The organism is Streptomyces griseorubiginosus (genome assembly GCF_001514195.1).
Lineage (GTDB): Bacteria > Actinomycetota > Actinomycetes > Streptomycetales > Streptomycetaceae > Streptomyces > Streptomyces griseorubiginosus.
Window position 1 is genome coordinate 260,395 of record NZ_KQ948739.1, and the last position, 22,414, is coordinate 282,808.

Below are 22,414 nucleotides of genomic sequence, written 5' to 3' on the forward strand. Positions count from 1 at the left end.
TCACGACCATTGCTTGGGAAGGGGGGTCGGCCAGATGTCGGTGGACGCTGACGGCGGGCCGGACGACCGGTTGACTCCGGTGCTGCGGCCGGTCAGGGCGGGCAACGGCTTCGAGGAGGCGCTGGAGCAGATCCTCCAGGTCGTGCGGCTCGGGCTGGTGCCGGGGGGCGAGCGGCTGCCGGCCGAGCGGGAACTCGCGGAGCGGCTCGGGATCAGCCGGGTGACGCTGCGCGAGGTGCTGAAGGTGCTCCAGGACCAGGGGCTCGTGGAGTCGCGGCGCGGGCGGTACGGCGGCACGTTCGTGCTGCCCCGTACGCCGGACGCGGTCGGCGAGGAGGAACTGCGGCGCCGGATGGCGGAGTCGGACATCGAGGACGTGCTGCGCTTCCGGGAGGTGCTGGAGGTGGGCGCGGCGGGGCTGTGCGCGACGCACGGTCTCACCGACGAGCAGGCGCGGCGGCTGCGGGAGGCGCTGGCCGCCACCCAGGAGGCCCCGCTGACCGACTACCGCCGTTTGGACACGCTGCTGCACCTCACCCTGGCGGAGCTGTGCGGCTCACCGACCCTGACCGCCCAGTACGCGGCGGTACGGGCCTCGGTGAACGACCTCCTGGACTGCATACCGCTGCTGGTCCGCAACCTGGAGCACTCCCAGCGCCAGCACGCGGCGCTGGTCGAGGCGGTCCTGGACGGGGACGCGGACGGGGCGCGGGAGATGATGCGGGAGCACTGCGCGGGTACGGCGGCACTGCTGCGGGGATTTCTGGCGTGACCTTGCTTCCGGCCCCACCGAGGCACAAAGGTATGACCGTGGGCCATTGCAAGCCTGGGAGGGCCGAGTGACCGTACGACCGCTGATCGGCGTCAGCACCTATCTGGAGGCCGGTACGCGCTGGGGCCTGTGGGAGCTGGAGGCGGCGCTGCTGCCGGCCGGGTATCCGCGGCTCGTGCAGCGCGCGGGCGGCCTCGCCGCGATGCTCCCGCCGGACGCCCCCGAGCACGCGGCGGCGACGGTGGCCCGCTTGGACGGCCTGGTCATCGCGGGCGGGCCGGACGTGGAGCCGGTCCACTACGGCGCCACCCCCGACCCGCGCACGGGTCCGCCCGCCCGCGCCCGGGACGCCTGGGAACTGGCGCTGATCAAGGAGGCGCTGGCGGCCGGCCTGCCGCTCCTCGGCATCTGCCGGGGCATGCAGCTCCTCAACGTCGCCCTCGGCGGCACCCTCGTCCAGCACATCGACGGCCACGCGCAGGTGCCGGGCGTCTTCGGCCATCACACCGTCAAGCCCGTGCCGGGCACGCTGTACGGCACCGTCGTCCCGGAGGAGACCTCCGTGCCGACCTACCACCACCAGGCCGTGGACCGCCTCGGAACCGGCCTCACGGTGTCGGCGCAGGCCGCGGACGGCACGGTGGAGGCCGTCGAACTCCCGGGCCCGCCCTGGGTGCTGGGGGTGCAGTGGCACCCGGAGATGGGCGGGGACCTGAGGGTGATGCAGGCGTTGGTGTCGGCGGCGACCCGGTCCTAGACCCGTGTCAGTCCTGGGCCGGCGTCAGCGCCGTTCTCCGGCCCGGTCCTAGACCCGCGTCAGCGACAGCAGGTCCCTCGCCGGGCCCACCGGGCGGTGGCCCGTGGGCCATACCGCGCGCAGATCCCTGGCCAGGGAGACGTCCGCCACGGGGACCGCGACCAGGCGCCGCATCGCCAGTTCCTCTCCGACCGCGAGTTCGCTCAGGACCGCGGGTCCCGCCCCGCCGACCGCCGCGGCCTTGACCGCCGTGGTGGACGAGAGCTCGATGAGCGGACGGGCCAGGCCGCCCAGGGCCGCGTCCAGGACCTGGCGGGTGCCCGAGCCCTTCTCGCGGAGGATCAGCGGGGTCGCGGCGAGCTCGCCGGCCTCCAGGGGGCGTCGTCGGCGGGCCCAGGGGTGGGCCGGGGACGTCACCACGATCAGGTGGTCGTGGCCTATCACCACCGAGTCGAGACCGGAGGGAACGGTCAGGCCCTCCACGAATCCCAGGTCCGCCTCGTCCGACAGCAACCGCTCCGCCACCGTCGCCGAGTTGCCCGCGTGCAGCGACACCGCCGTGTCCGGACGCCCCGCGCGCAGGGCGAGGAGCCACCCCGGCAGCAGGTACTCCGCGATCGTCATGCTCGCCGCCACCCGCAGCCGGGAGTCCCGGCGGTCCCGCAGCGCCTGCGCCCCCGCGTCGAAGGCCTCCGCCGCCTCCACGATCCGCCGGGCCCAGTCGGTGACCAGCGCGCCCGCGTCGGTGAGCCGGGACCCGCGGGGCGAACGGTCGACCAGGGCGACTCCCAGCTGCCGTTCCATCGAGCGGATCCGGCTGCTCGCGGCGGGCTGCGTGATGCCGAGCTCCCGCGCCGCCCCGCCCAGACTGCCCAGCCGCGCCACGGCCAGCAGCAACTCCAGCGCGCCGAGATCGGGCACCCGGTGCGCGAGCATCCCGCCCACCGTCGGCCGCAGCCCCTCGACTCCGCTGTCACCCGTGCCACCGCTGCCACCGCTCATAAGACCAGCTTATGTCCTCATAGAGCCATCCTCCCTGGTGGCGGCCCGCCCCCGACGGCACCGTGAAGACATGGTCACCGCCGTCCGTCACCTCGGGCCGAACTGGTACGCCACCGTCATGGGCACCGCGATCGTCGCCACCGCAGGCGTCGCGCTCCCCGTGCACCTCCCCGGCGCCCGCACGATCTGCGCCGCCGTCTGGCTGCTGTCCCTCGCCCTCCTGCTCGTCCTCCTCGGCGCCCGCGCCCTGCACTGGCGCCACCACGCCGACCAGGCCCGCGCCCACCTCCTCGACCCCGCCACGGCCCCCTTCTACGGCTGCCTCGCGATGGCCCTCCTGGCGGTCGGCGGTGGCGCCCTCACCGTCGGCCGGTACTGGATCGGGACGACAGCCGCGGTCGCGCTCGACGCCGTGCTGTTCACCGCCGGTACGGCCCTGGGGCTCGCGGCCGCCCTCGTCGTGCCGTACCTCATGGCCGTGCACCACAGGGCGGACCCGCGAGAGGCCACTCCCGTGTGGCTGCTGCCGCTCGTCGCGCCCATGGTGTCCGCCGCGCTCGGGCCGCTCCTGGTGCCGCATCTGCCGGCCGGGCAACCCCGCGAGACCCTGCTCCTCGCCTGTCTGGCGATGTTCGGGCTCAGCCTCCTCGCGACCCTGCTCATGCTGCCGCTCGTCTTCGCCCGGGTCCTCACCGGCGGACCGCTCCCGCTCGCGCTCACCCCGACGCTCTTCCTCGTCCTCGGTCCGCTCGGCCAGTCCACCACCGCCGTCGGCAAGTTCGCCGACGTGGCCCCCGGTGTCGTCCCCGACCCCTACAGCCAGGGCTTCGGCGCCCTCGCGGTCCTGTACGGCGTCCCGGTCATGGGGTTCGCGCTGCTGTGGCTGGCGCTCGCCGCCGCGCACGTCGTCCGGGCGTGGCGGCTCGGGATGCGGTTCTCGATGACCTGGTGGGCGTTCACCTTCCCGGTCGGCACCTGTGTCACGGGCGCCGAGGCGCTCGCCCGGCACACGGGACTCGTCGTCTACGCGTGGCTCGCCGTCGGGCTGTACGGCGTCCTGGTGGCCGCCTGGGGCACGGCCGCCCTGCACACCGCGCGGGGCCTGGTCAGCGGAGCGCTGCTCGCAGGGCCTCGCCCAGCGCCCGTGGTGCTTCGGCCAGTGACGGCCCGTACCACGTCAGGTGCCGCCCGCTGACGAGGGCGCAGGGCAGGCCGGGAAAGGCCTCCGGACCGTCGTCGGGCGTGAAGCGGTAGGGCTCGTCGGGCAGCACGACCACGTCGGGGGCCGCCGCCCGCAGCTCCTCCAGCGGGACCTTGGGATAGCGGTCCTCGTGGTCGACGTAGAGGTGGTCCACGCCCAGGCGGGCCAGGACGTCGCCCGCGAAGGTGTCCCGGCCGAGGACCATCCAGGGCCGGCGCCAGATCGGCACGACCGCCGTTGCCCGAGGCGCGGGAAGCACCTGGGTGGACCAGGCCTCCTCGGCCTCGTCCAGCCAGCTCGGCCGTACGGAGACTCCGCACGCCTCGACGACCCTCGCCAGTTCCCGGAAGGCCCCCGGGACGTCCCGCACCTCCGTGACCAGGACCTCAAGGCCCGCTTCCCGCAGCGCGGCGAGGTCCGGCGCCCGGTTCTCCTCCTCGTTGGCGATCACGAGATCGGGGGCGAGGGAGACGATCCGCTCCAGCTTCGGGTTCTTGGTGCCGCCGATCCGGGCAACGTCGAGGTCGGCCGGATGGGTGCACCAGTCGGTGGCGCCGACCAGGGCGCCGGGTGCCGAGGCGGCGATCGCCTCGGTGAGCGAGGGGACGAGGGAGACGACTCTCACTGCCGGGGCCGGTCCTGGACCGCCTCGATGTGCTCGGCGACGGCGACGACGACCACCCGGGTGTCGGCCACGGTCGCCCGCCAGCGGTGCCGTACCCCGCCGGTCAGGTACAGGGTGTCGCCGCGGCCCAGACGGTAGGCGCGGCCCTCCGCCTCGACGTCCACCGCGCCGTCTGCGACGTACATCAGCTGGTCGTTGCGGTACTGGAACTCGCGCCCGGCGTCATGGTCGCCGGTGAACTCCTGGGCGTGCATCTGGTGGTGGCCGCGCACCAGGGAACGCATCCGGGGCAGACCGTCCGGCTCGGGCCCGTCGGCGTGCACGACGTCGACGCTGCACGCCGGGTCGGCGGCGGCGAGGAGTTCGACGGCCGTGGTGCGCAGCGCGTCGGCGACCTTCTCCAGGGAGCCCCGGCTGGGGCGGGCGCGTTCGTTCTCGATCTGGCTCAGGAAGGGCACCGAGAGGCCGCTGCGCTCGGCGACGACGGCGAGGGTGAGCTCCAGCGCGCGGCGCCTGCGGCGCACGGCCGCGCCGACCCGAAGGGGCTGTTCTTTGTGGTCGCCCATGGCTCCGGCTCCCTCCTCCGCTCGTCGGTCCCGTGGCCCGTCCCCTGATGAGTTGTCTGCACCCTACGCATGTTCGGCAAACTGTTTCATGCGGCCTTCACATCGATGTCATACGGCGGGTGACCGTACCTCACACTTCGCGCCAGCCGAAGGGCCCCCTGGAAGTGTTCCAGGGGGCCGGGTTTTGGTCACGCGCCCGCCCTCGGCCCGTCAAGTCCCCTAGTCGGCACCAGAGTTCGGGCGATGGCGTAGCTCTATGTGGTTGGCCGGATCCTTACCGTGCTCGGGGAGCGGTTATGACGGTGTCATCCGCCCGACCATCTCCGGGTGCTCCTGGAGCCAGGCGGCGACCGCCTGCTCCTCGTGACCCTGGCCGCGCTCGTTGATCTCGGCCTCCAGACTGCCGAGCTCCGCCTCACTCATGTGGAAGCCCTTGATCCACCGGGTGAGCTGCGGGTAGCGCGAGGGGAAGTCCTCGTTCGAGATGGTCCGGATGGTGTTGCCCTCGCCGAAGAGCTTCTTGTCGTCCTTCAGCTTGGTCAGGTCGTACTGGCTGTACGCCCAGTGCGGCGACCACAGGACGACGGCGACGGGCTGCTTCTTGGCGTACGCCCGCTTGAGCTCGGCCAGCATCGCGGGCGTGGAGCCGTCGACGACGTCGTACTCCTTGTCCAGGCCGTAGCCCGGCAGGACCTTGGTCTTGAGGAGGTTCATCTCGCCGGTGCCCGGCTCGATCCCGATGATCTTCCCGCCGAATTCCGAGGCCTTGCCCTTGAGATCCTCGTACGACTTCACACCCTTGACGTACGAGGGCACGGCGACCTCCAGGGACGTCGGCCGGTACCAGGTGCCGAGGTCCTTGAGCTTGTCCTTGCTCTGGTCCCAGTAGTTCTTCTGCGCGTACGGCAGCCAGGCGTCGAAGTTGACGTCCAGGTCCCCGGAGGCGAGGCCGGTGTAGACCGGGCCGACGTCCATCTGCTTGAGGTCGAGCCGGTAGCCGCGCTTCTCGAGGACGTTCTTCCACAGGTAGGTGACGGCGATGTCCTCGTCCCAGGGGAACCAGGCCACGTTCACCGGCCGCTTGGTCTCCGCCGCCGTCTTCTGGACGGGAGCCAGCTTGTCGACCAGGCCGGGGTGCTGCTTGAGCCAGGCCCGGACGGCGTCCTGCTGCCTGCCCTTGCCGGCCTTGTTGATCTCTGCCTCCAGGCCGGTGAGCTGCTTCTCGTCCAGCTTGAAGTCCTTCAGCCACCGTCCGACGACCGGGTCGTCCTCGGCGAAGCCCTTGCGGGCCACCGTGTGGATGCCGTCGCCCGAGCCCCAGGCGCCCTTGGGGTCCTTGAGCTTCTTCAGGTCGTAGTCGTTGTACGCCCAGTGCGGCGACCAGAGCGGAACGACGATCGGGGCCTTCTTGGCGTACGCCCGCTTCAGCTCGGCCAGCATGGCGGGCGTGGAGCTGTCGACGACCTCGTACTCCTTGTCGAGGCCGTACGCCTTGAGGACCTTGCTCTTGAGCAGGGCCGTCTCACCGGCGCTGGACTCGATGCCGGTGATCTTCCCGCCGAACCGCGAGGCCTTGCCCTTGAGGTCGGCGAGGGAGCTGACGTCCTTCATGTACGACGGGACGGTCAGCTCGAGAGACGTCCTGTCGTACCAGGCGCCGAGGTCGTCGAGCTTGCCCCCGTACTTCTTCCAGTACTGCTCGTGGGTCGTGGGCAGCCAGGCGCCCGTCATGAAGTCGACGTTGCCGGAGGCGACGGAGGTGTAGAGCGGTCCCGCGTCGAACTGCTCGGCGTCGACCTGGTAGCCGCGCTCCTCCAGGACCTCCTTCCAGAGGAAGGTGGAGGCGACTCCGTCGTCCCAGGGGACGTAGCCGATGCTGATCTTCTTGCCCTGGCCGACGTCCTTGCCGTCGGAGACGGCCGTGGCCTCACTGGAGGTACTGCCGAAGATTCCCATACCGCCCGCCACGAGGGCGAGCACGACGACACCGACCACGGCGATCTGGGGGCTGGGCCGGTAGGACCAGATCCTGAGGCCCTGGGTCGCACGGGCCTTGGCGGCGGCACGACGGCCCAGCGGGGAGACCTGGGTGCCGAGCGCGCTCGTCATGCGGTCGAGGTAGATCGCGAGGATCACGATGGCGACACCGGCCTCGGAGCCGAGGCCGACGTTGAGCTGGCCGATGGCCTCGTTGACGTCACCGCCGAGGCCGCCGGTGCCGACCATGCCGGCGATCGCGGCCATGGACAGGCCGAGCATGATGACCTGGTTGACGCCGGCCATCACGGTGGGCAGGGCCAGCGGCAGCTGGACGCGCAGGAGGGTGTCGCGCGGTGTGGTGCCGAACGCCTCGGCGGCCTCGACGAGCTCCTTGTCGACCTGGCGGATGCCGAGCTCGGTCATACGGACACCGGGGGCGAGCGCGAAGATCAGGGTCGCGACGATGCCCGCGGAGGCGCCGGTGCCGAAGAACAGGATCGCCGGGATGAGGTAGATCATCGCGGGCAGCGTCTGCATGAAGTCCAGGACCGGCCGCACCAGCCCGCCGACGCGGTCCGAGCGGGCCGCCCAGATACCCACGGGCACGGCAATGACCAGCGCGATGATCGTGGCGACGAGGACCAGCGAGAGGGTCGTCATCGCGTCCTCCCACAGGTCGAGGGAGTCGATGAAGGCGAAGCCCGCGAAGGTGAGGAGGCCGGCGAGGGTGCCGCGCAGCCAGAAGGCGATCACGGCGAAAATGCCCGCGAGGAGCAGAGGCTGGGGCGCCTGGAGGACGGTGTCGATGCCGTCGTAGGTGCCGGTGAAGACGGTCTTGAAGAAGTCGAAGAGCCAGGCCACGTGGTCGAGCAGCCAGTCGACGGTGTCGTTGACCCAGTCGCCGAGCGGAATCCTAGGCATGGGCGGCCTCCTCGTCCCCGAGGAAGCCCACCAGCCGCTGCTGGGGCACCACCCCGACGAGCCGGCGCTCGTCGTCGAGGACGGCCACCGGGTGCGTGGAGCGCGCGCTGATCGCGCAGAGTTCGGTGAACGGCGTGTCGGGCGTCGCGGTCTCGCAGTCGTCCGCGCAGTCGCAGTCGGCCTCGGCGCTGCCCAGGTCGGTGTCCATCACCGCGGCCGCGGTGAGCACGCGGGAGCGGTCGACGTCCTTGGTGAAGGAGGCCACGTAGTCGTCGGCGGGCCGTACCAGGATGTCCTCCGCGCTGCCGATCTGGACGATCCGGCCGTCGCGCATGACGGCGACGCGGTCACCGAGCCGCATGGCCTCGTTGAGGTCGTGGGTGATGAAGACGATGGTCTTCCTCAGGGTCTTCTGGAGCTGGAGCAGCTGGTCCTGCATGTCCCGGCGGATCAGCGGGTCGAGCGCGCTGAAGGACTCGTCCATCAGGAGCAGGTCGGCGTCGGTGGCGAGGGCGCGGGCCAGGCCCACGCGCTGCTGCATGCCGCCGGACAGCTCGTCGGGCCAGGACTGCTCCCAGCCATTGAGCCCGCACAGCTCCAGGGCCTCGGTGGCCCGTTCGAGGCGCTCGGCCTTGGCGACGCCCTGGACGGCGAGGCCGTAGGCGGCGTTCTCCAGGACGCTGCGGTGCGGGAAGAGCGCGAAGTGCTGGAAGACCATGCTGATCTTCTGGGCTCGTACGGCCCGCAGTTCGCGGTCGGTGAGCGCGGTGAGGTCCTGGCCGTCGAAGCGGACATGGCCCGCGGTCGGCTCCAGGAGGCCGTTGAGCATGCGCAGCAGGGTGGACTTGCCGGAGCCGGACAGGCCCATGACGACGAAGATCTCACCCGGGTCCACGGTGAAGGAGGCGTCGACGACCGCGGCGGTGATGCCCTCGGCGCGCAGGCTCTCCCGGTCGGCGCCCTCGCGGAGCCGCTCGACGGCCTCCTGGGGCCGTCTTCCGAAGACCTTGTACAGCTGCTCTGCCTCAAGCCGTGATGACACGCGTACCTCTTGACTCTGGACCACTGGGCGGGAGACGAGGGGCCGCGAACAATTGAAGATGCAACCTGCCTCGCTCCGAGGCCGCGCCTGCCCATGTGCCTTTCGGCCAAACACGCCGATGTCGGGGTTCACAGGACGCACACACGCCGGACGGGTCGAGCGGCGACGGCCGGTGTCGGTGCCGTACGGCGAGGACAGCCGCTGTCGGTGCCGTACGGCATGATGCGAGGCGTGACCGGACGACTGATGCTCCTCGACACCGCCTCGCTCTACTTCCGTGCCTACTTCGGCGTGCCGGAGTCCGTGAAGGCGCCGGACGGCACGCCGGTGAACGCCGTGCGCGGCCTCCTCGAATTCATCGACCGCCTGGTCAAGGACCACCATCCCGACGCCCTGGTGGCCTGCATGGACGCCGACTGGCGCCCGCAGTGGCGGGTCGACCTGATCCCGTCCTACAAGGCGCACCGCGTCGCCGAGGAGCACGAGGTCGGCCCGGACGAGGAGGAGGTGCCGGACACCCTCTCCCCGCAGGTCCCGATCATCGAGGCCGTCCTGGACGCGCTCGGCATCGCGCGGGTGGGCGTGGCCGGCTACGAGGCGGACGACGTGATCGGCACGTTCACCGCGCTGGCGAAGGGCCCGGTCGACATCGTCACCGGCGACCGCGACCTGTACCAGCTGGTCGACGACGAGCGCGAGGTGCGCGTGCTGTACCCCCTCAAGGGCGTCGGCACGCTCCAGTTGACCGACGAGACCTGGCTGCGCGAGAAGTATGGGGTCGACGGCCGTGGGTACGCGGACCTGGCGCTGCTGCGCGGCGACCCGAGCGACGGTCTGCCGGGCGTGCCCGGGATCGGCGAGAAGACGGCGGCCAAGCTGCTCGCCGAGTTCGGGGACCTGGCGGGGATCATGGCCGCGGTCGAGGATCCCAAGGCCAAGCTCACGCCGTCGCAGCGCAAGCGGCTGGACGAGTCGCGGCCGTACGTGGCCGTGGCGCCGAAGGTCGTGCGGGTGGCCGGTGACGTCCCGCTGCCGCAGGTCGAGACCGCGCTGCCGCGCGCACCGCGTGATCCGGAGATGCTGGACGCGCTGGGGACGCGGTGGGGGCTGGGCGGGTCACTGCATCGGCTGGTGGCGACGCTGGGCGCGTGACGCGGGGGCGGGTGGCGACGTTGGGCGCGTGATTCCGGGGCCGATGGTGGGTCCGGGCGCGTAAATATTGCCCTCGCTTTCCACGAGTGGCACGTCGTCGCCAGGGGGGTTGATGCTAACTTAGGCAAGCCTAAGCATATGGACTGGGAGGCCGCCATGGCAGAAGGACCGGGACGCAAGCCGCGGAAACCTCGCTCCGCACAGGTGGTCCGCACCGAGCGCCTCACCCCGCACATGCAGCGCGTGGTGCTCGGCGGCGACGGACTCGCCGACTTCGCGGCGGACACCTGCACCGACCACTACGTCAAGATCCTTTTCCCGGCCGGGGGCGCCACCTACCCCGAACCCTTCGACATGGAGCGCATCCGCGAGGAGTTCCCGCGCGAGCAGTGGCCCGTGACCCGCACCTACACCGTGCGCCACTGGGACGCCGAACACCGCGAGCTCACCCTGGACTTCGTGATCCACGGCGACGAGGGCCTCGCCGGCCCCTGGGCGACCCGCGTCCAGCCCGGCGCGACCGTGCACTTCATGGGCCCGGGCGGCGCCTACACCCCGAACCCGGACGCCGACTGGCACCTGCTCGTGGGCGACGAGAGCGCGCTGCCCGCGATCGCCCGCTCCCTGGAGTCGCTGCCCGACGGCACCCGCGCGCACGCCTTCATCGAGGTCTCCGGGCCCGAGGAGGAGCAGAAGATCGACTCCGACGTGGAGGTCGTCTGGCTGCACCGCGGCTCCCGCCCGGTCGGCGAGCGGCTGGTGGAGGCCGTACGCGCACTGGAGTTCCCGGAGGGCCGGCTGTGCGCGTTCGTGCACGGCGAGGCGCACTTCGTGAAGCAGCTGCGCCATCTGCTGCGGGTCGAGCGCGAGATCCCGCGCGAGGACCTCTCGATCTCCGGCTACTGGCGCCTGGGCCACAACGAGGACGGCTGGCAGGCCTCCAAGCGGGAGTGGAACGCGCGCATCGAGGCGGAGCAGGAGGGGACGGCCCCGGCGGCTTAGGCGTACGGCGGCCCAGCCGTACGGCGGCTCAGGCATACGGCGGCTTCAACCTGGGTCTCGGCCTCGGCTTCGGCGTTACGGTTTCCCAGGCGGCGGCACCTTCGAGGTGCCGCCGCTTCGCCGTGCCCGGGGGACCGCGTCGGCCTCGTCCAGCCCTGCGACGGACTCGCCGCGGCCCGAGCGAACCCGTTCGCCCCGGCCGTGAGGACTTGGGCCCACCTCCGACACGACCGCGTCACGCACCCGAAACAGCGCCTACCTAATTTCTGTCGCCCGACAGGAATTCGCCCGCCGAAGGCAGGTGCCGCCGTGACGACGACCAGTCCCTCCGATGTCCGCCCCGATCCGCCCCACTCCCCTTCCCCCTCCTCCGACGACCGGTCCCTCGCCGAGTTCGGCTACCGCCAGGAGCTGCACCGCAGCCTGGGCCGGTACGCGTCCTTCGCGGCGGGCTTCTCCTTCATCTCGGTCCTGACGACCGTCTTCCAGTTCTTCGCCTTCGGGTACTCCTTCGGCGGCCCGGTCTTCTTCTGGGCCTGGCCGGCGGTACTGGTCGGTCAGCTGCTGGTGGCGGCCTGCTTCGCGGAACTCGCGGCGCGCTACCCGATCTCGGGCGCGATCTACCAGTGGTCGTCCCGCCTCTCGACCCCCACGTTCGGCTGGTTCGCCGGCTGGATCATGGTGATCGGGCAGATCGTGGTCGTCGCGGCGGCCGCACTGGCATTGCAGATGGTGCTGCCGGCGATCTGGTCCGGCTTCCAGCTGGTCGGCACCGACCCGGCGCCGACCTCGGCGGACGGGGCGGCGAACGCGGCCGTCCTGGGCGTGCTCCTCCTGGTCCTGACGACCCTCGTGAACGTCGTGGACAACCGGGTGATGTCCCTGATCAACCGGGTCGGCGTGACCGCCGAGATCATCGGTGCGGTGCTGATCATCGTGCTGCTGCTGACGCACTCCGAGCGCACGCCGAGCATCACCTTCCACACCGAGGGCATCCCGCAGAACGGTCTGTTCGGCGCCCTGCTCATCGGTTCGTTCACGGCGGCGTACGTGATGATCGGTTTCGACAGCGCGGGCGAGATGAGCGAGGAGACCCACAACCCCCGCCGCACGGCACCGCGCACGATCCTCACCGCCCTGGGCGCGGCGGGCCTGCTGGGCGGCCTGATCGTCCTGGGCGGCCTCCTGGCGGCGCCCAGCCTGACGGACGGCCACCTGGGGGTCGACGGCCTCAGCTACGTCCTGACGAGCAGCCTCGGCGACGGGGTCGGCAAGGTGCTGCTGGCCGACGTGGTGGTGGCGATCGCCGTGGCGACCCTGGCCATCCAGACGGCGGCCTGCCGGATGCTCTTCTCGATGGCCCGCGACGGCCAACTGCCCTTCGCGGCCCGCCTGGCCCGGGTGAACCCGCGCACGGGCATGCCCACCGCGCCCGCCCTGGTGGTCGGTGCCCTGGCGGCCGCGCTGCTCCTCCTCAACTTCGCCTCGCCCGAGGCGTTCCTCGCGATCGGCACGACCTGCATCGTGATGCTGTACCTGGCGTACGCGATGGTCACGGGCCCCCTGCTGGTCCGCCGCGTGAAGGGCGAGTTCACCTCGTCGGGCACGGACGAGACGGGCGCCCGCCTGTTCTCCCTGGGCCGCTGGGGCACACCGGTCAACGTCCTGGCCCTCCTCTACGGCCTCCTCATGACCGTCAACCTGGCCTGGCCGAGGGCGGAGGTGTACGACCCGGCGGGCGGCCACTGGTACTTCCAGTGGTTCACGGTGCTGTTCCTGGCCGCGACACTGGCGGCGGGAGTGGCCTGGCGAGCGCTGCGCAGGCGCACGCCGGCCTAGCGCTCCCCCGCTCGCGGCCCCTTCGGGTCGTCGCTCACGCGGGCGTGGAGATGCATGTCGTGCCAGCCGTCGGGATGCAGGACCGCGCTGCGCTTGGTTCCCTCCAGCGCGAACCCGGTCTTGGCGGCGACACGGCAGGAGGCCTCGTTGCGGACGGCGTGGAGCAGTTCGAGGCGGTGGAACCCGATGTCGTCGAGGGCCCAGCGGGCGAGCGCGGCGGCGGCACGAGCCGCGACACCGCGTCCGCGAGCCCCGACGGTCGTCCAGTACGCCATCTCGGCCTGTCCGTCGGAGAGACGGATCTCCCGCAGGGCCACCCGGCCCAGCAGCAGATCGGTGCCGGATTCCACGACGGCCCACTGCGCCGCCGTCTCCCCGGCCCAGGCCGCCGTCCACTCCTCGATCCAGCCGCCGACCTCTTCCACGGAGTCGGCGGCACGGGCGTGCCACTGGTGCATCGCCGGGTCCTGGAACGCGGCGTGGACGGCGGGCGCGTCCTCGGGACGCCAGGGTCGCAGGAGCAGCCCGTCGTGGGTGGGGAGGGTGGGCTGGAGGGTGGCGGAGAGGGTGCCGGGGAGCAGGACCGGTGCGGTGAGATACGGCATGGCCCGCATCCTGCCAACGACGCGAAGCCCGCCCCAAAGGTTTTTCCGCCGACGCAAGAGGACCCCCGACCCCCACTGACCCTCGCCCGCCCAACCACGCTCCAGATCAAGGCCGTTGGATGCGGACGTCCCGCCTCCGAGGTCACCTTGCTCCCCAACTGCCGCAAACGGGGGTGGTACCCGCAGCGCACCGGCAGGCTGAAATGCGCGGCCGTGCATCCGGCGGCCAGGGACTCCGCACCGTGCGCCGGGGCTGCGCCCCCTGTTGCCCGGCCAGAAATCGTCGCATGGTGCGAAGTGGTGGGCTGTCAGGGCAATTGCGAGCATGAGCGGTGTCGCACCCGGGCCCGTGGGGTGGTGGCCGAATGCCTGCGTCTGACGGCTGTGCGTCTCCGGAACGTGTGCCGCACGACGCACCGGTGTGGTGGGTGCGTCGCTGTACGAATGCGAAGCGGTGCAGTCATGGCTGTCGGTCTCTGCCGGTCCGAGCCTTCGGAGGCTTACCGAGAACGCAACACCGGCTGGTGCCCGGCCTGCTCTAGGCGGCGCTGCGTGCCGAAGCCCTGGTCGCTTTTCCGGCCACCCTGAACCGTTGACGAAACCCACGGGGACACCGGAAGGTTGAGATGATCCACGGCCGCGACGCTGCTGTCGTGGCCGTGGCGCCCAGGTATGGTCAACGCCGTCCGGCGTCCGCTTCGGAGGCCACGGCTGACGGCATCGGCCGGTATGCGGTTGGCATAGCCCTGTGCGGCCGGCTCGGCAACAGATGCTTTTTTGTACATGTCGGACACGCCGCATCCGGCGTACGGAGTACAGCGCGTAGTTCACGGACTTGGTCGACTCCGCCATTCGGAGGGCATCGTGAAAGGCTCTGGCCCTGCTCAGTTGCGTCTCTGCACCGATGAACTCGGCTGCCCGGTTGGAGGCGCTGAACTACCCCCGGTTCTGAGGAAACGAGGTGGGAAGAAAGACTCACATCACCCCGGCAGCGATGATGAAAGGGGGGAAGCGTCATCATGACGATTGCCAATGATGCTCTCATGATGCCGGAGGGTTTCAGCGCTCCCCCTCTCCATGGTCCGGTCGAAGTGCGAATGCACCCGGACGCCGATCACGCAGAGGAAAGCCTCCTTCAATGGGCAGCCTCCCATGGCCTGTTCATGGATACCCGGCAGCGAGAACGATTCGCGCACAGCGGCTTCGCCCGTTTCGCCGGCTACACCTATCCCCGGGTACGCAGCCTGGAGACGGTGGCGTGGTGGCACGGCCACAACTGGATGGTTGACGACGTCCTTGACCACCCGGGCACCGACGACGGACAGGCGCACGCGCTGGCCGCGGATCTACTGGCGCAAATGCCGGTGGACCTCGGAGTCCGGTCGCAACCTCAAGGACCGCTGGCCGCAGCCGCTGCGGACCTGTGGCTCCGGACAGCACCAGCACGTTCGCGGGCGTGGCGCAGTCGATACCGCTCCCACTACCGGGATTGGCTGGCCCTCTCTCTCCGCGCGCGCCCACACCGGCAAGGCCGTCGCGCACTCGTGAGCGTGCCAACTTATATCCGCCGCCGAAGGTTGCACTCAGGGGCCGAGATGACCTTCGACCTCCTGGAAGTCGGCCATGACCGGGAACTGCCCGAAAGCGTGGCCGCGAGCGACTTGTACCGCATGGTGCGATTCGCCGCGAACGACGCGATTGGCTGGACCAATGATCTGTACTCATTACCCAAGGATTGTGCGGTAGGCGACTCCGACCATCTCACCGCCGTGCTTCGCGAGGCTCGACGAGGTTCCTGGGGTGAGGCCGCCAGCAAGGCAGCCCGCATGATTCACGAAGCCACCGCCGACTTTCTGACCGCCTGCGGCGACCTGCGCACCATGCGTGATTTCTACGAGGTCACCGATACGGAATGGGAGGTCGTCGAAGAGTCGCTGGAGGACTTGGCCCTGTGGATCAGCGGCAGTCTTCACTGGCATCAGGAGACTCCGCGCTATCGGCTCCGGCCCGAAACCGGCTGGTTCGGCATGCGCCCCCAGCCGTGAGCAAGGACAACATCCGGCTCGCCCACCGAGCAGGTTCCCGACATAGCCACGGCCCTCCGTCAGTTCCGCCTCATAGACTCGACAACGATGAGACGCCGCACTCCGCCCCCGCCCTCTCCCCTGCCGCAGCGCGACGGGGTCGATCCGGTGCGGGTGCGGCTGCCACCAGGTGACTCCTGGGCAACCGTGCGGGACCATCTCGTGGCGCGGCTCGCGGCTCAGGTCGAGATCATCGACGGGATGTTGGAGGCGGGGCAGATCGTGGATGTCGCCGGCGGCCCGGTGACGCGCGACACGGCGTACGTGCCGGGCATGTTCGTGTGGTTCCACCGGGAACTGCCCGCGGAGGAACGTGTCCCGTTCCCGATCGACGTCGTCTACCGGGACGAACACCTGGTGGTCGCCGACAAACCGCACTTCCTCGCCACCACCCCCCGCGGCAGCCATGTCGCCGAGACGGCCCTGGCACGGCTGCGCCGCGAACTGGCCATCCCCACGCTGGGCGCCGCACACCGGCTCGACCGTCTGACGGCCGGACTGGTGATGTTCACCGTGCGACCTGAGGAGCGCGGCACCTACCAGTCCCTCTTCCGGGACAGACGGGTGGCGAAGGAGTACGAAGCCGTGGCCCCGTACGACCCGGCGCTGGCCCTGCCCCGCACCGTGCGCAGCCGCATTGTGAAGGAGCGCGGAGTCCTGACAGCGCAGGAGGTCGAGGGGGAACCCAACGCCGTCACCCTGATCGAGTTGCAGGAGATCCGGGGCGAGCGTGCCCGGTACCGGCTCACGCCGGGTACCGGGCAGACGCACCAGCTGCGGGTGCACATGAGCGCCCTGGGTGTGCCGATCCTCGGCGACCCCCTTTACCCGGTGATCACCGACCCCCTGGCACCTGGGGACTTCCGGCGCCCGCTCCAACTCCTGGCGCGTGCACTTGAGTTCACCGACCCGGTGACGGGACGCGAGCACCGGTTCGTCAGCCGGCGCGTACTGCGGGCATGGTCGTCCTACGAGGAGTGGGCGACGGGTTGACCCCGGTGCCGAGGGCTCAGTCGCCACGCCACCAGCGCAGGAGACGCTGGAAGAGCCCGGCGGGCTGCCGGATCGGCTCGGGTGTGGGCGCAGGGGCGGGCACACTGGGCTCCGGAGCAGCAGCCTGCGGCGGGGGCGAGCTGATCTGCCAGTCGCTGGAGCGCTGGGATGGCGTCCGGTGCGCCGGGGGCGCCATGACGTCCTGCTGGGACTTGGGCGCGAACTGCACCGGCAGGGTCACCAGGTGCCTGTTGGAGATGCTTTCCTGCCACTCCAACTCATCCTCGTCAATGGCGAGTTCGGCGTCGGGAAGCCGGGTCAGCAGTGCGTCGACGCCCACGTCGGCGATGGCGCGGCCGATGTCCTGACCCGGGCACTCGTGGGGACCGCCGCTGAAGGCGAGGTGGGAGCGGTTGCCCTGCATGTTGGCCTTGGTGTCGGGGCGGACGCGCGGGTCGACGTTTCCCGGCGCGATACCCATGAGGAGGCCGTCGCCCTTACGAATACGCTGGCCTCCCAGCTCGGCATCCTGCTTGGCGAAGTAGCCGAGTACGGTGCTGAAGGGCGGCTCGTCCCACATGGACTGCTCCACCGCTTGGGGCACCGTCATCTGGCCGCCGTTGAGCTGCGCGCGGAACCGCGGGTCGGTGAGCACCACCCGCAGTACGTTGGCGAGAAGGTTGGCCGTGCTCTCGTAGGCGACGATCAGGATCAGGCGCAGGTGCTGGCTCACCTCCTCGTCGTTGAGCCCAGCCGGGTGGTTGATGAGGTGGCTCGTGAAGTCGTCCTCGAGTGCGGCCCGGCGGCGAACGGTGAGCCGTGTGAGGACGTCCATGATGTACGCGTTGCTCTCGATGGCCGTCTCGGTGCCCTTGGGCAGGTCGCGGGCCGCCGCTACCAGCCGGTCGTTGTACTCCTCGGGCATGCCGAGGATCTCGCACATCACCATCATCGGCAGACGTTCGGCGAACTGGCTGACCAGGTCCGCCTCACCTCGCTCACAGAACTTGTTCACGAGGTGCTGAGTCGCGCGGTTGATGTGGCGGCGGATGCCCCGGTGGTCGATGGTCGAGATGGCGCCGCCGACCGCGCCGCGCAACCGCAGGTGCTCGTCGCCCTCCGCGTAGCAGCAGAGGGGCTGCCAGGCGAGGTGGGGCATGAGCGGGTGGTCGGGCCGGACCGCGCCGTCCAGCATTGGGGTCCACAACCGGGTGTCCCGGCTGTAGTGCGAGGGAGAGCGCAGCAGTTGCATGTTCTCGCTGTGGCCGAGCACCACCCAGATCGGCACGTCATCGTGGAGCAGCGCGGGCGCCACCGGCCCATGCTCGGCGCGGAGTTCCTCGTACAGGGCCTCCAGGTTCTCCGCCCCCGGGCCGTACAGCCGACGCAGCCCGCCGACGCCGACGCCGTGCGCGGGGCAGCCAGGGGGCGGGGCGGTCAGGGGGGCGTCCGTACCGGCCGGAGAAATGGGTTCAGGCGTCACGATTGTCGCTCCGAAGCTGAGTCGATCTGGTCTGAAGGGAGGCATGGGGCGGCTCGGCCCGCGCGGGCCGAGCGAGGACGGGAGCGTGGGAGAGGGCTGCGGCAGTAGGGCTGCACTGAGCGCCGGCTCACACAGGAGCCTTCTCCACCGCCAGCGAATGGAGGAACTTCATCAGGGTCATCAGCACGTCCCGGCTCGACGCCCGCCGTCGCGCGTCGCATTCGACGATCGGGATCTCCGGGCTCAGGTCGAGCGCGGTGCGCAGTTCCTCGATGTCGTGGCGTGGGCCGTCCGGGAAGGTGTTGACGGCCACGACGAACGGGACGCCGCGTTCCTCCAGCCGCCCCATGACGTCGAAACTGACCTCGAGCCGCCGTGTGTCCACCAGGACCACCGCGCCGAGTGCGCCTTCGAACAGGCCGTTCCAGAGGAACCAGAAGCGTTCCTGGCCCGGGGTGCCGAAGAGGTAGAGCACCAGTTGCTCGGTGATGCTGATGCGGCCGAAGTCCATGGCCACGGTGGTGGCCGTCTTGGTCTCGGAGCCGTAGTTGTCGTCGACGCCGATGCCGGCCTGGGTCATGGTCTCCTCGGTGGTCAGCGGTTTGATCTCGCTGACCGAGCCGACCATGGTCGTCTTGCCGACGCCGAAGCCGCCGACGATGACGATCTTCACCGCGGCCTGGGCGGTGTGGGGCAGGTGGTCCTCGGTTCGTGGACCAGGGATGGTGTCAGAGCCGTTGAAGTCCATGCATCACCGCTTCGAGGAGGGAACGGTCGGCCAGCGCCTGGCGGATCACAGGGGCGCGGGCCGTGACCAGTTCGGCCGTCAGCAGCTCGGTGAGCAGGACGGTCACCACGCTGAACGGCAGGCTGAGATAGGCGGACAGCTCGGCCACGGACAGGGGGGCCGTGCAGAGCCTGAGCAGCGCCGCCTGCTCAGGCGTGGCGGAGGGCGGTGGGTCGGCGTGCGCCACGATTAAGGTGACCAGGTCGAGTTCCGAGCGCTCGGTCCCGTCGGGGCCGGTGATGACGTACAGCCGCTCGGGGTTCTTCTTGGGTCCCTCGGGGGTGTCCTGGCCCTCCTGCGGGGGTTGCGGTGCCGGTTCCGGACTGGTCTTGGGGAATCGCCGTCGGCGTTGCGGAGGAGTCATACGGTCTGCCCGTTGCGCCGGGGCGGACTGGTGAGGTGCGCGCCGATCCGGACGACCAGGTCGCTCATGCGGGCGCTCATGTGGCCGGGCTCGGTGATGATGTCGGAGAGCACCGCCAGATAGGCGTTGGGACCCGCGGCCATCAGGTAGAAGTAGCCGCCGTGGATCTCGATGAGGACCATCTTCATCTTGCCGTCGCTGCCCGGGATCTCGCTTGCGACGGCCCCCGCCAGGCTCTGGAGGCCCGCGCAGGCGGCCGCGACGCGGTCGGCGGTGTCCGGGTCGCCGCCGTGCCGGGCGATGCGCAGGCCGTCGGCGGAGAGCACCACGATCATCTGGATGCCCGGAACGCCTTTGGCGAGGTCCTGGAGCATCCAGTCGAAGTTGCCTCGCTGCTGGATCACTTGAGGTTCCCCTCGTCTTCGGCCTCGGTACGGGCCGGTTCGTCGGTCGCTTGGGTGACTGCTGAAGAGGTGGGGCGCTTGAGGCCGTCCATGAACGCCTGGACCCACAGGCCCGGCGGGGTGTCGTCCGGCTTCGGCTCGGGTTCGGGCTCGCGCCGGGCCGTCGACCAGATGGTCGGGCGGCCTTCCCGCTCGGCGCGTTCGATCTCGGCCTGCTCGGCGTAGCGCTGCGTGAAGGAGGCCTTGACCCGACTGCGGCGCTGCGGAAGCCCGTTGGCGGTCCACTCGGTGACCTCGGGGACGTCGTCCTCCATGGACACCGGTGTCGTGAACTTGGGGCTGGTGGGCCGGCGCTTCTTGATCGTGCGCTTGGGGCCGGGCAGCGCGCCGAGTTCGGCCTTGGGCACGGCGGTGGCGCCGATGCCGTGCGCGAGTCCGACACCGGGCTCGTCGGTGAGCATGTTGCTGGGTACGACGAGGATCGCGCGGACCCCGCCGTACGCGGAGGCACGCAGCGAGACCTGCATGTCGTACGCCGCGCAGAGCCGGCCCACGACGGCGAGGCCGAGGCGCGGCGACTCCCCGAGGTCCTGGAAGTCCACGCCCGCCTTGGCGCGTTCCAGCATGCCCTCGGCCCTGAGGCGGGCCTCCTCGCTGAGGCTGACGCCGGCGTCCTCGATCTCGATGCAGACGCCGGTCTGCACCTCGGTGGCGGTGACGTGGACCTTGCTCTGCGGCGGCGAGTAGCGCGTGGCGTTGTCGAGGAGTTCGGCCGCCGCGTGGATCACGGGCTCCACCGCGGTGCCCTTGACGTTGACCTTGGCGATCGAGGTCAGGTCGATGCGTCGGTACTCCAGGATCCGGGACATGGCACCGCGCAGCACGCTGTAGAGCGCGACGGGCTCGGGCCACTGCCGGCCGGGGCGGCCGCCGCCGAGGACGGAGATGGAGTCGGCGAGGCGGCCGATCAGCGCGGTGCCGTGGTCGATGCGCAGGAGGTCGTCGAAGACCTCGGGGTTGCGGCCGTGGTCCTCCTCCATCTCCCGCAGTTCGTTGGCCTGTTGGTGCACGATGGCCTGGACGCGGCGGGCGATGTTCACGAAGGAGCGCTGTGCGGCGTCCCGCATGATGTCCTCGGTGTCCACGATGTGGAGCACCGTCTTGAGGAGGCGGATCTGCGCGTCGGGCAGGTCGGCCCATGAGGGGTCGATCTCACCGAGCCGGCGAATCACCTCTCCGGGGGAACTTCCGCGCCGCATCCGGTCCAGGGCCGCCGGAGCGATCTCCTTCGCGAACCGGATCTGCTCCCGGTCGTGGTCGGCGATGCGCTGCTGGAGCGCGGCGACGCGACCGTCGTGCTCGATGCGCTGCTCGCGCAGTTCACGACCGCGCCGGACGGCTTCTGCCGCCACCGCGATCACCAGCAATGTGGCGACGACACCGCAGCCGCCCACGGCGACCCGCGCGGACTGCTGCACTGCCGCGACGGCGGCCCCGGTCGCCGCGGCCATGACTATGGCGGGGAGCAACAGCACGCGCGCATACGGCAGTTCACGGCGTCCTGGGGGGGACTGAACACTCACCATGTGGGCCCTCTGAGACGTATCGACGGGGAGTCGCACATATAGGGAACAAGCGCACGAATACACATCAACTCGGTGCGCTGCGGGCGAGCTTAGTCCGACCGGATCATCGCCGTGTCATATTCAGCAAGCGCCTGAAACGGACATCCGGACTGGAGTACCCTCGGCCCATTTACACGCACAGGCATCAATCGCACACGGTGAGTCATGAGGCACGGGAGTGCGAAACTCACTCACCGTGGCGGGTGACGAACGCCTCCGGCGTCTTCCGGGAGCCTCCCGGTGTCTTCCTGGAGCCTTCCGACGTCTTGCTGGAGTCTTCCGGCGGCCTCAGACCCCGGCGATCCGCAGCGCCGCGTCCGCGGTGGCTTCCGCGAAGACGGAGACCGGGCGCTCGGGATCGGAGCGGTGGACGAGGATCACGCCCTCGATCAGGCCGAACACGAGGTCCGTACGGAGGTCGAGTTCGGTCTTGGCGAGGGCGCCGCCCGCGACCGTCGCCGCGATCGACTGGCGGTAGGCGTCCTTGAGTTCGGCGCGGACGGCGTGGAAGCCGGCGAACCGCTCCGTGCGCACCTCCGGCAGCAGATAGAGGCCGCCGAGGTTGTACGGCCCCCCGCACAGCACCTCGACGTCCGCACGGCACAGCTCCCACAGCCGGCGCTCGGGCTCAACCGTGTCGTCGGCGAGCAGTTCGCGGGCGTACGCCAACGAGGGCGTGACGGTGGACTCCAGGAGCTCGGCGAGGAGTTCCTCCTTGCCGGAGACGTAGTGGTACATGGACGCCTGCCGCATGCCGGCCCGCTCGGCGACGGCACGGGTGCTGGTGGCGGCGTAGCCGAGGGTGGTGAACAACTCGGCGGCGGCGACGAGGAGTTCCGCACGCGGCGCGAGCCCGCTCTCCGGCCGCCGAGCAGCACGGGGCCTCCCGACCCGCCGCCCCGACTCCGCCGCACCACCTGTCGTACCCATGCGTTCGATCCTCGCACACAGGGCACGCGACGATCTCCGACCGACCTCGCACAGTCCCGCCACGGGCAGGAGGGCTCGGCTCGGTCCGGAGGAATCCGACACGGTCCGGAGGAATCCGACACGGTGCGGAGGACTCCGTTAGGCCACGCCCGCGGCGCGCGAGGCCCGCCCGCCCCTGGCAGAGGGCGCCTCAAGCGACACCCGGGACACATCGTGAGCGAACCCACCCCACCCCGCATGAGCCCGCACCCGCAGCCACCCGCCACCCCGCACCCAACCC

20 protein-coding genes are annotated in these 22,414 nt (G+C 70.6%); 8 read left to right on the forward strand and 12 right to left on the reverse strand.

The genetic code is table 11. From position 1 onward, the window contains the following. The first annotated feature begins 34 nt into the window (after nt 1–34). On the forward strand, nt 35–772 hold the full coding sequence (locus AQJ54_RS26970) for a FadR/GntR family transcriptional regulator (RefSeq protein ID WP_062241617.1): 738 nt from the start codon (nt 35–37) through the stop codon (nt 770–772). 67 nt (nt 773–839) lie between these two features. Next, nucleotides 840–1,529 carry a gamma-glutamyl-gamma-aminobutyrate hydrolase family protein gene (locus tag AQJ54_RS26975; RefSeq protein ID WP_062241619.1) on the forward strand — a complete coding sequence of 230 codons (690 nt, stop codon included), beginning with the start codon at nt 840–842 and terminating at the stop codon, nt 1,527–1,529. A 48-nt stretch (nt 1,530–1,577) separates the two neighbouring features. On the opposite strand, the gene AQJ54_RS26980 is transcribed toward AQJ54_RS26975, so the two are convergent. After that, the gene (locus tag AQJ54_RS26980; RefSeq protein ID WP_062028413.1) at nt 1,578–2,531 is read right to left on the reverse strand and encodes a LysR family transcriptional regulator; all 954 of its coding nucleotides are present in this window, start codon (nt 2,529–2,531) and stop codon (nt 1,578–1,580) included. Between the two features lie 70 nt (nt 2,532–2,601). Between AQJ54_RS26980 and AQJ54_RS26985 the strand changes: the two genes are divergently transcribed. Continuing rightward, the gene (locus tag AQJ54_RS26985) at nt 2,602–3,726 is read left to right on the forward strand and encodes a TDT family transporter (RefSeq protein ID WP_062241621.1); all 1,125 of its coding nucleotides are present in this window, start codon (nt 2,602–2,604) and stop codon (nt 3,724–3,726) included. On the opposite strand, the gene AQJ54_RS26990 is transcribed toward AQJ54_RS26985, so the two are convergent. The 4 genes from AQJ54_RS26990 to AQJ54_RS27005 form a co-directional block, all read right to left on the reverse strand. Next, entirely contained in the window at nt 3,638–4,357 is a 720-nt protein-coding gene (locus tag AQJ54_RS26990; RefSeq protein WP_062241623.1) for a helical backbone metal receptor, read from the reverse strand. The two genes, AQJ54_RS26985 and AQJ54_RS26990, sit on opposite strands and share 89 nt — an antisense overlap. Beyond that, a complete protein-coding gene (locus tag AQJ54_RS26995) occupies nt 4,354–4,923 on the reverse strand; it encodes a helix-turn-helix domain-containing protein (protein ID WP_062028419.1) in 570 nt (189 codons plus the stop codon). The genes AQJ54_RS26990 and AQJ54_RS26995 overlap by 4 nt, the downstream gene beginning before the upstream one ends. A gap of 294 nt (nt 4,924–5,217) precedes the next feature. Further along, entirely contained in the window at nt 5,218–7,824 is a 2,607-nt protein-coding gene (locus tag AQJ54_RS27000) for an ABC transporter permease/substrate binding protein (RefSeq protein WP_062241625.1), read from the reverse strand. After that, nucleotides 7,817–8,866, reverse strand: a complete 1,050-nt coding sequence (locus tag AQJ54_RS27005; RefSeq protein ID WP_062241627.1) for a quaternary amine ABC transporter ATP-binding protein — start codon at nt 8,864–8,866, stop codon at nt 7,817–7,819. The genes AQJ54_RS27000 and AQJ54_RS27005 overlap by 8 nt, the downstream gene beginning before the upstream one ends. A 222-nt stretch (nt 8,867–9,088) precedes the next feature. On the opposite strand from AQJ54_RS27005, the gene AQJ54_RS27010 reads away from it, so the two are divergent. From AQJ54_RS27010 to AQJ54_RS27020, 3 genes are all read left to right on the forward strand, one after another. Continuing rightward, entirely contained in the window at nt 9,089–10,018 is a 930-nt protein-coding gene (locus AQJ54_RS27010) for a 5'-3' exonuclease (protein WP_062028878.1), read from the forward strand. Between the two features lie 156 nt (nt 10,019–10,174). Further along, nucleotides 10,175–11,020 carry a siderophore-interacting protein gene (locus tag AQJ54_RS27015; protein ID WP_062241882.1) on the forward strand — a complete coding sequence of 282 codons (846 nt, stop codon included), beginning with the start codon at nt 10,175–10,177 and terminating at the stop codon, nt 11,018–11,020. A 309-nt stretch (nt 11,021–11,329) separates the two neighbouring features. Beyond that, nucleotides 11,330–12,859, forward strand: coding sequence for an amino acid permease (locus AQJ54_RS27020; protein ID WP_062241631.1), 1,530 nt, complete (start codon nt 11,330–11,332; stop codon nt 12,857–12,859). Here AQJ54_RS27020 and AQJ54_RS27025 read toward each other — a convergent pair. Beyond that, on the reverse strand, nt 12,856–13,464 hold the full coding sequence (locus AQJ54_RS27025; RefSeq protein WP_062241633.1) for a GNAT family N-acetyltransferase: 609 nt from the start codon (nt 13,462–13,464) through the stop codon (nt 12,856–12,858). The genes AQJ54_RS27020 and AQJ54_RS27025 overlap by 4 nt on opposite strands. A gap of 1,019 nt (nt 13,465–14,483) precedes the next feature. Here AQJ54_RS27025 and AQJ54_RS45760 point away from each other — a divergent pair. Both AQJ54_RS45760 and AQJ54_RS27035 read left to right on the forward strand, forming a co-directional pair. Beyond that, entirely contained in the window at nt 14,484–15,509 is a 1,026-nt protein-coding gene (locus tag AQJ54_RS45760; RefSeq protein WP_159055558.1) for a terpene synthase family protein, read from the forward strand. Nucleotides 15,510–15,596: 87 nt separating this feature from the next. Further along, the gene (locus AQJ54_RS27035) at nt 15,597–16,541 is read left to right on the forward strand and encodes an RluA family pseudouridine synthase (protein WP_079070025.1); all 945 of its coding nucleotides are present in this window, start codon (nt 15,597–15,599) and stop codon (nt 16,539–16,541) included. A 16-nt stretch (nt 16,542–16,557) separates the two neighbouring features. Here AQJ54_RS27035 and AQJ54_RS27040 read toward each other — a convergent pair whose 3' ends face one another. The 6 genes from AQJ54_RS27040 to AQJ54_RS27065 all read right to left on the reverse strand — a co-directional run bounded on the left by AQJ54_RS27040 (nt 16,558) and on the right by AQJ54_RS27065 (nt 22,134). Beyond that, nucleotides 16,558–18,024 (reverse strand): cytochrome P450, encoded by a 1,467-nt coding sequence (locus AQJ54_RS27040; protein ID WP_062241639.1) that lies wholly within the window; start codon nt 18,022–18,024, stop codon nt 16,558–16,560. A gap of 127 nt (nt 18,025–18,151) precedes the next feature. Further along, on the reverse strand, nt 18,152–18,772 hold the full coding sequence (locus AQJ54_RS27045) for a GTP-binding protein (RefSeq protein WP_062241640.1): 621 nt from the start codon (nt 18,770–18,772) through the stop codon (nt 18,152–18,154). Continuing rightward, on the reverse strand, nt 18,753–19,175 hold the full coding sequence (locus AQJ54_RS27050) for a DUF742 domain-containing protein (protein WP_062241642.1): 423 nt from the start codon (nt 19,173–19,175) through the stop codon (nt 18,753–18,755). Before AQJ54_RS27050 ends, AQJ54_RS27045 begins: the two co-directional genes overlap by 20 nt. Continuing rightward, on the reverse strand, nt 19,172–19,579 hold the full coding sequence (locus AQJ54_RS27055) for a roadblock/LC7 domain-containing protein (RefSeq protein ID WP_062028436.1): 408 nt from the start codon (nt 19,577–19,579) through the stop codon (nt 19,172–19,174). The genes AQJ54_RS27050 and AQJ54_RS27055 overlap by 4 nt, the downstream gene beginning before the upstream one ends. Next, the gene (locus tag AQJ54_RS27060; protein ID WP_207917447.1) at nt 19,576–21,165 is read right to left on the reverse strand and encodes a sensor histidine kinase; all 1,590 of its coding nucleotides are present in this window, start codon (nt 21,163–21,165) and stop codon (nt 19,576–19,578) included. The genes AQJ54_RS27055 and AQJ54_RS27060 overlap by 4 nt, the downstream gene beginning before the upstream one ends. Nucleotides 21,166–21,492: 327 nt before the next feature. Next, entirely contained in the window at nt 21,493–22,134 is a 642-nt protein-coding gene (locus AQJ54_RS27065; protein ID WP_062241645.1) for a TetR/AcrR family transcriptional regulator, read from the reverse strand. Between the last annotated feature and the right edge of the window lie 280 nt (nt 22,135–22,414).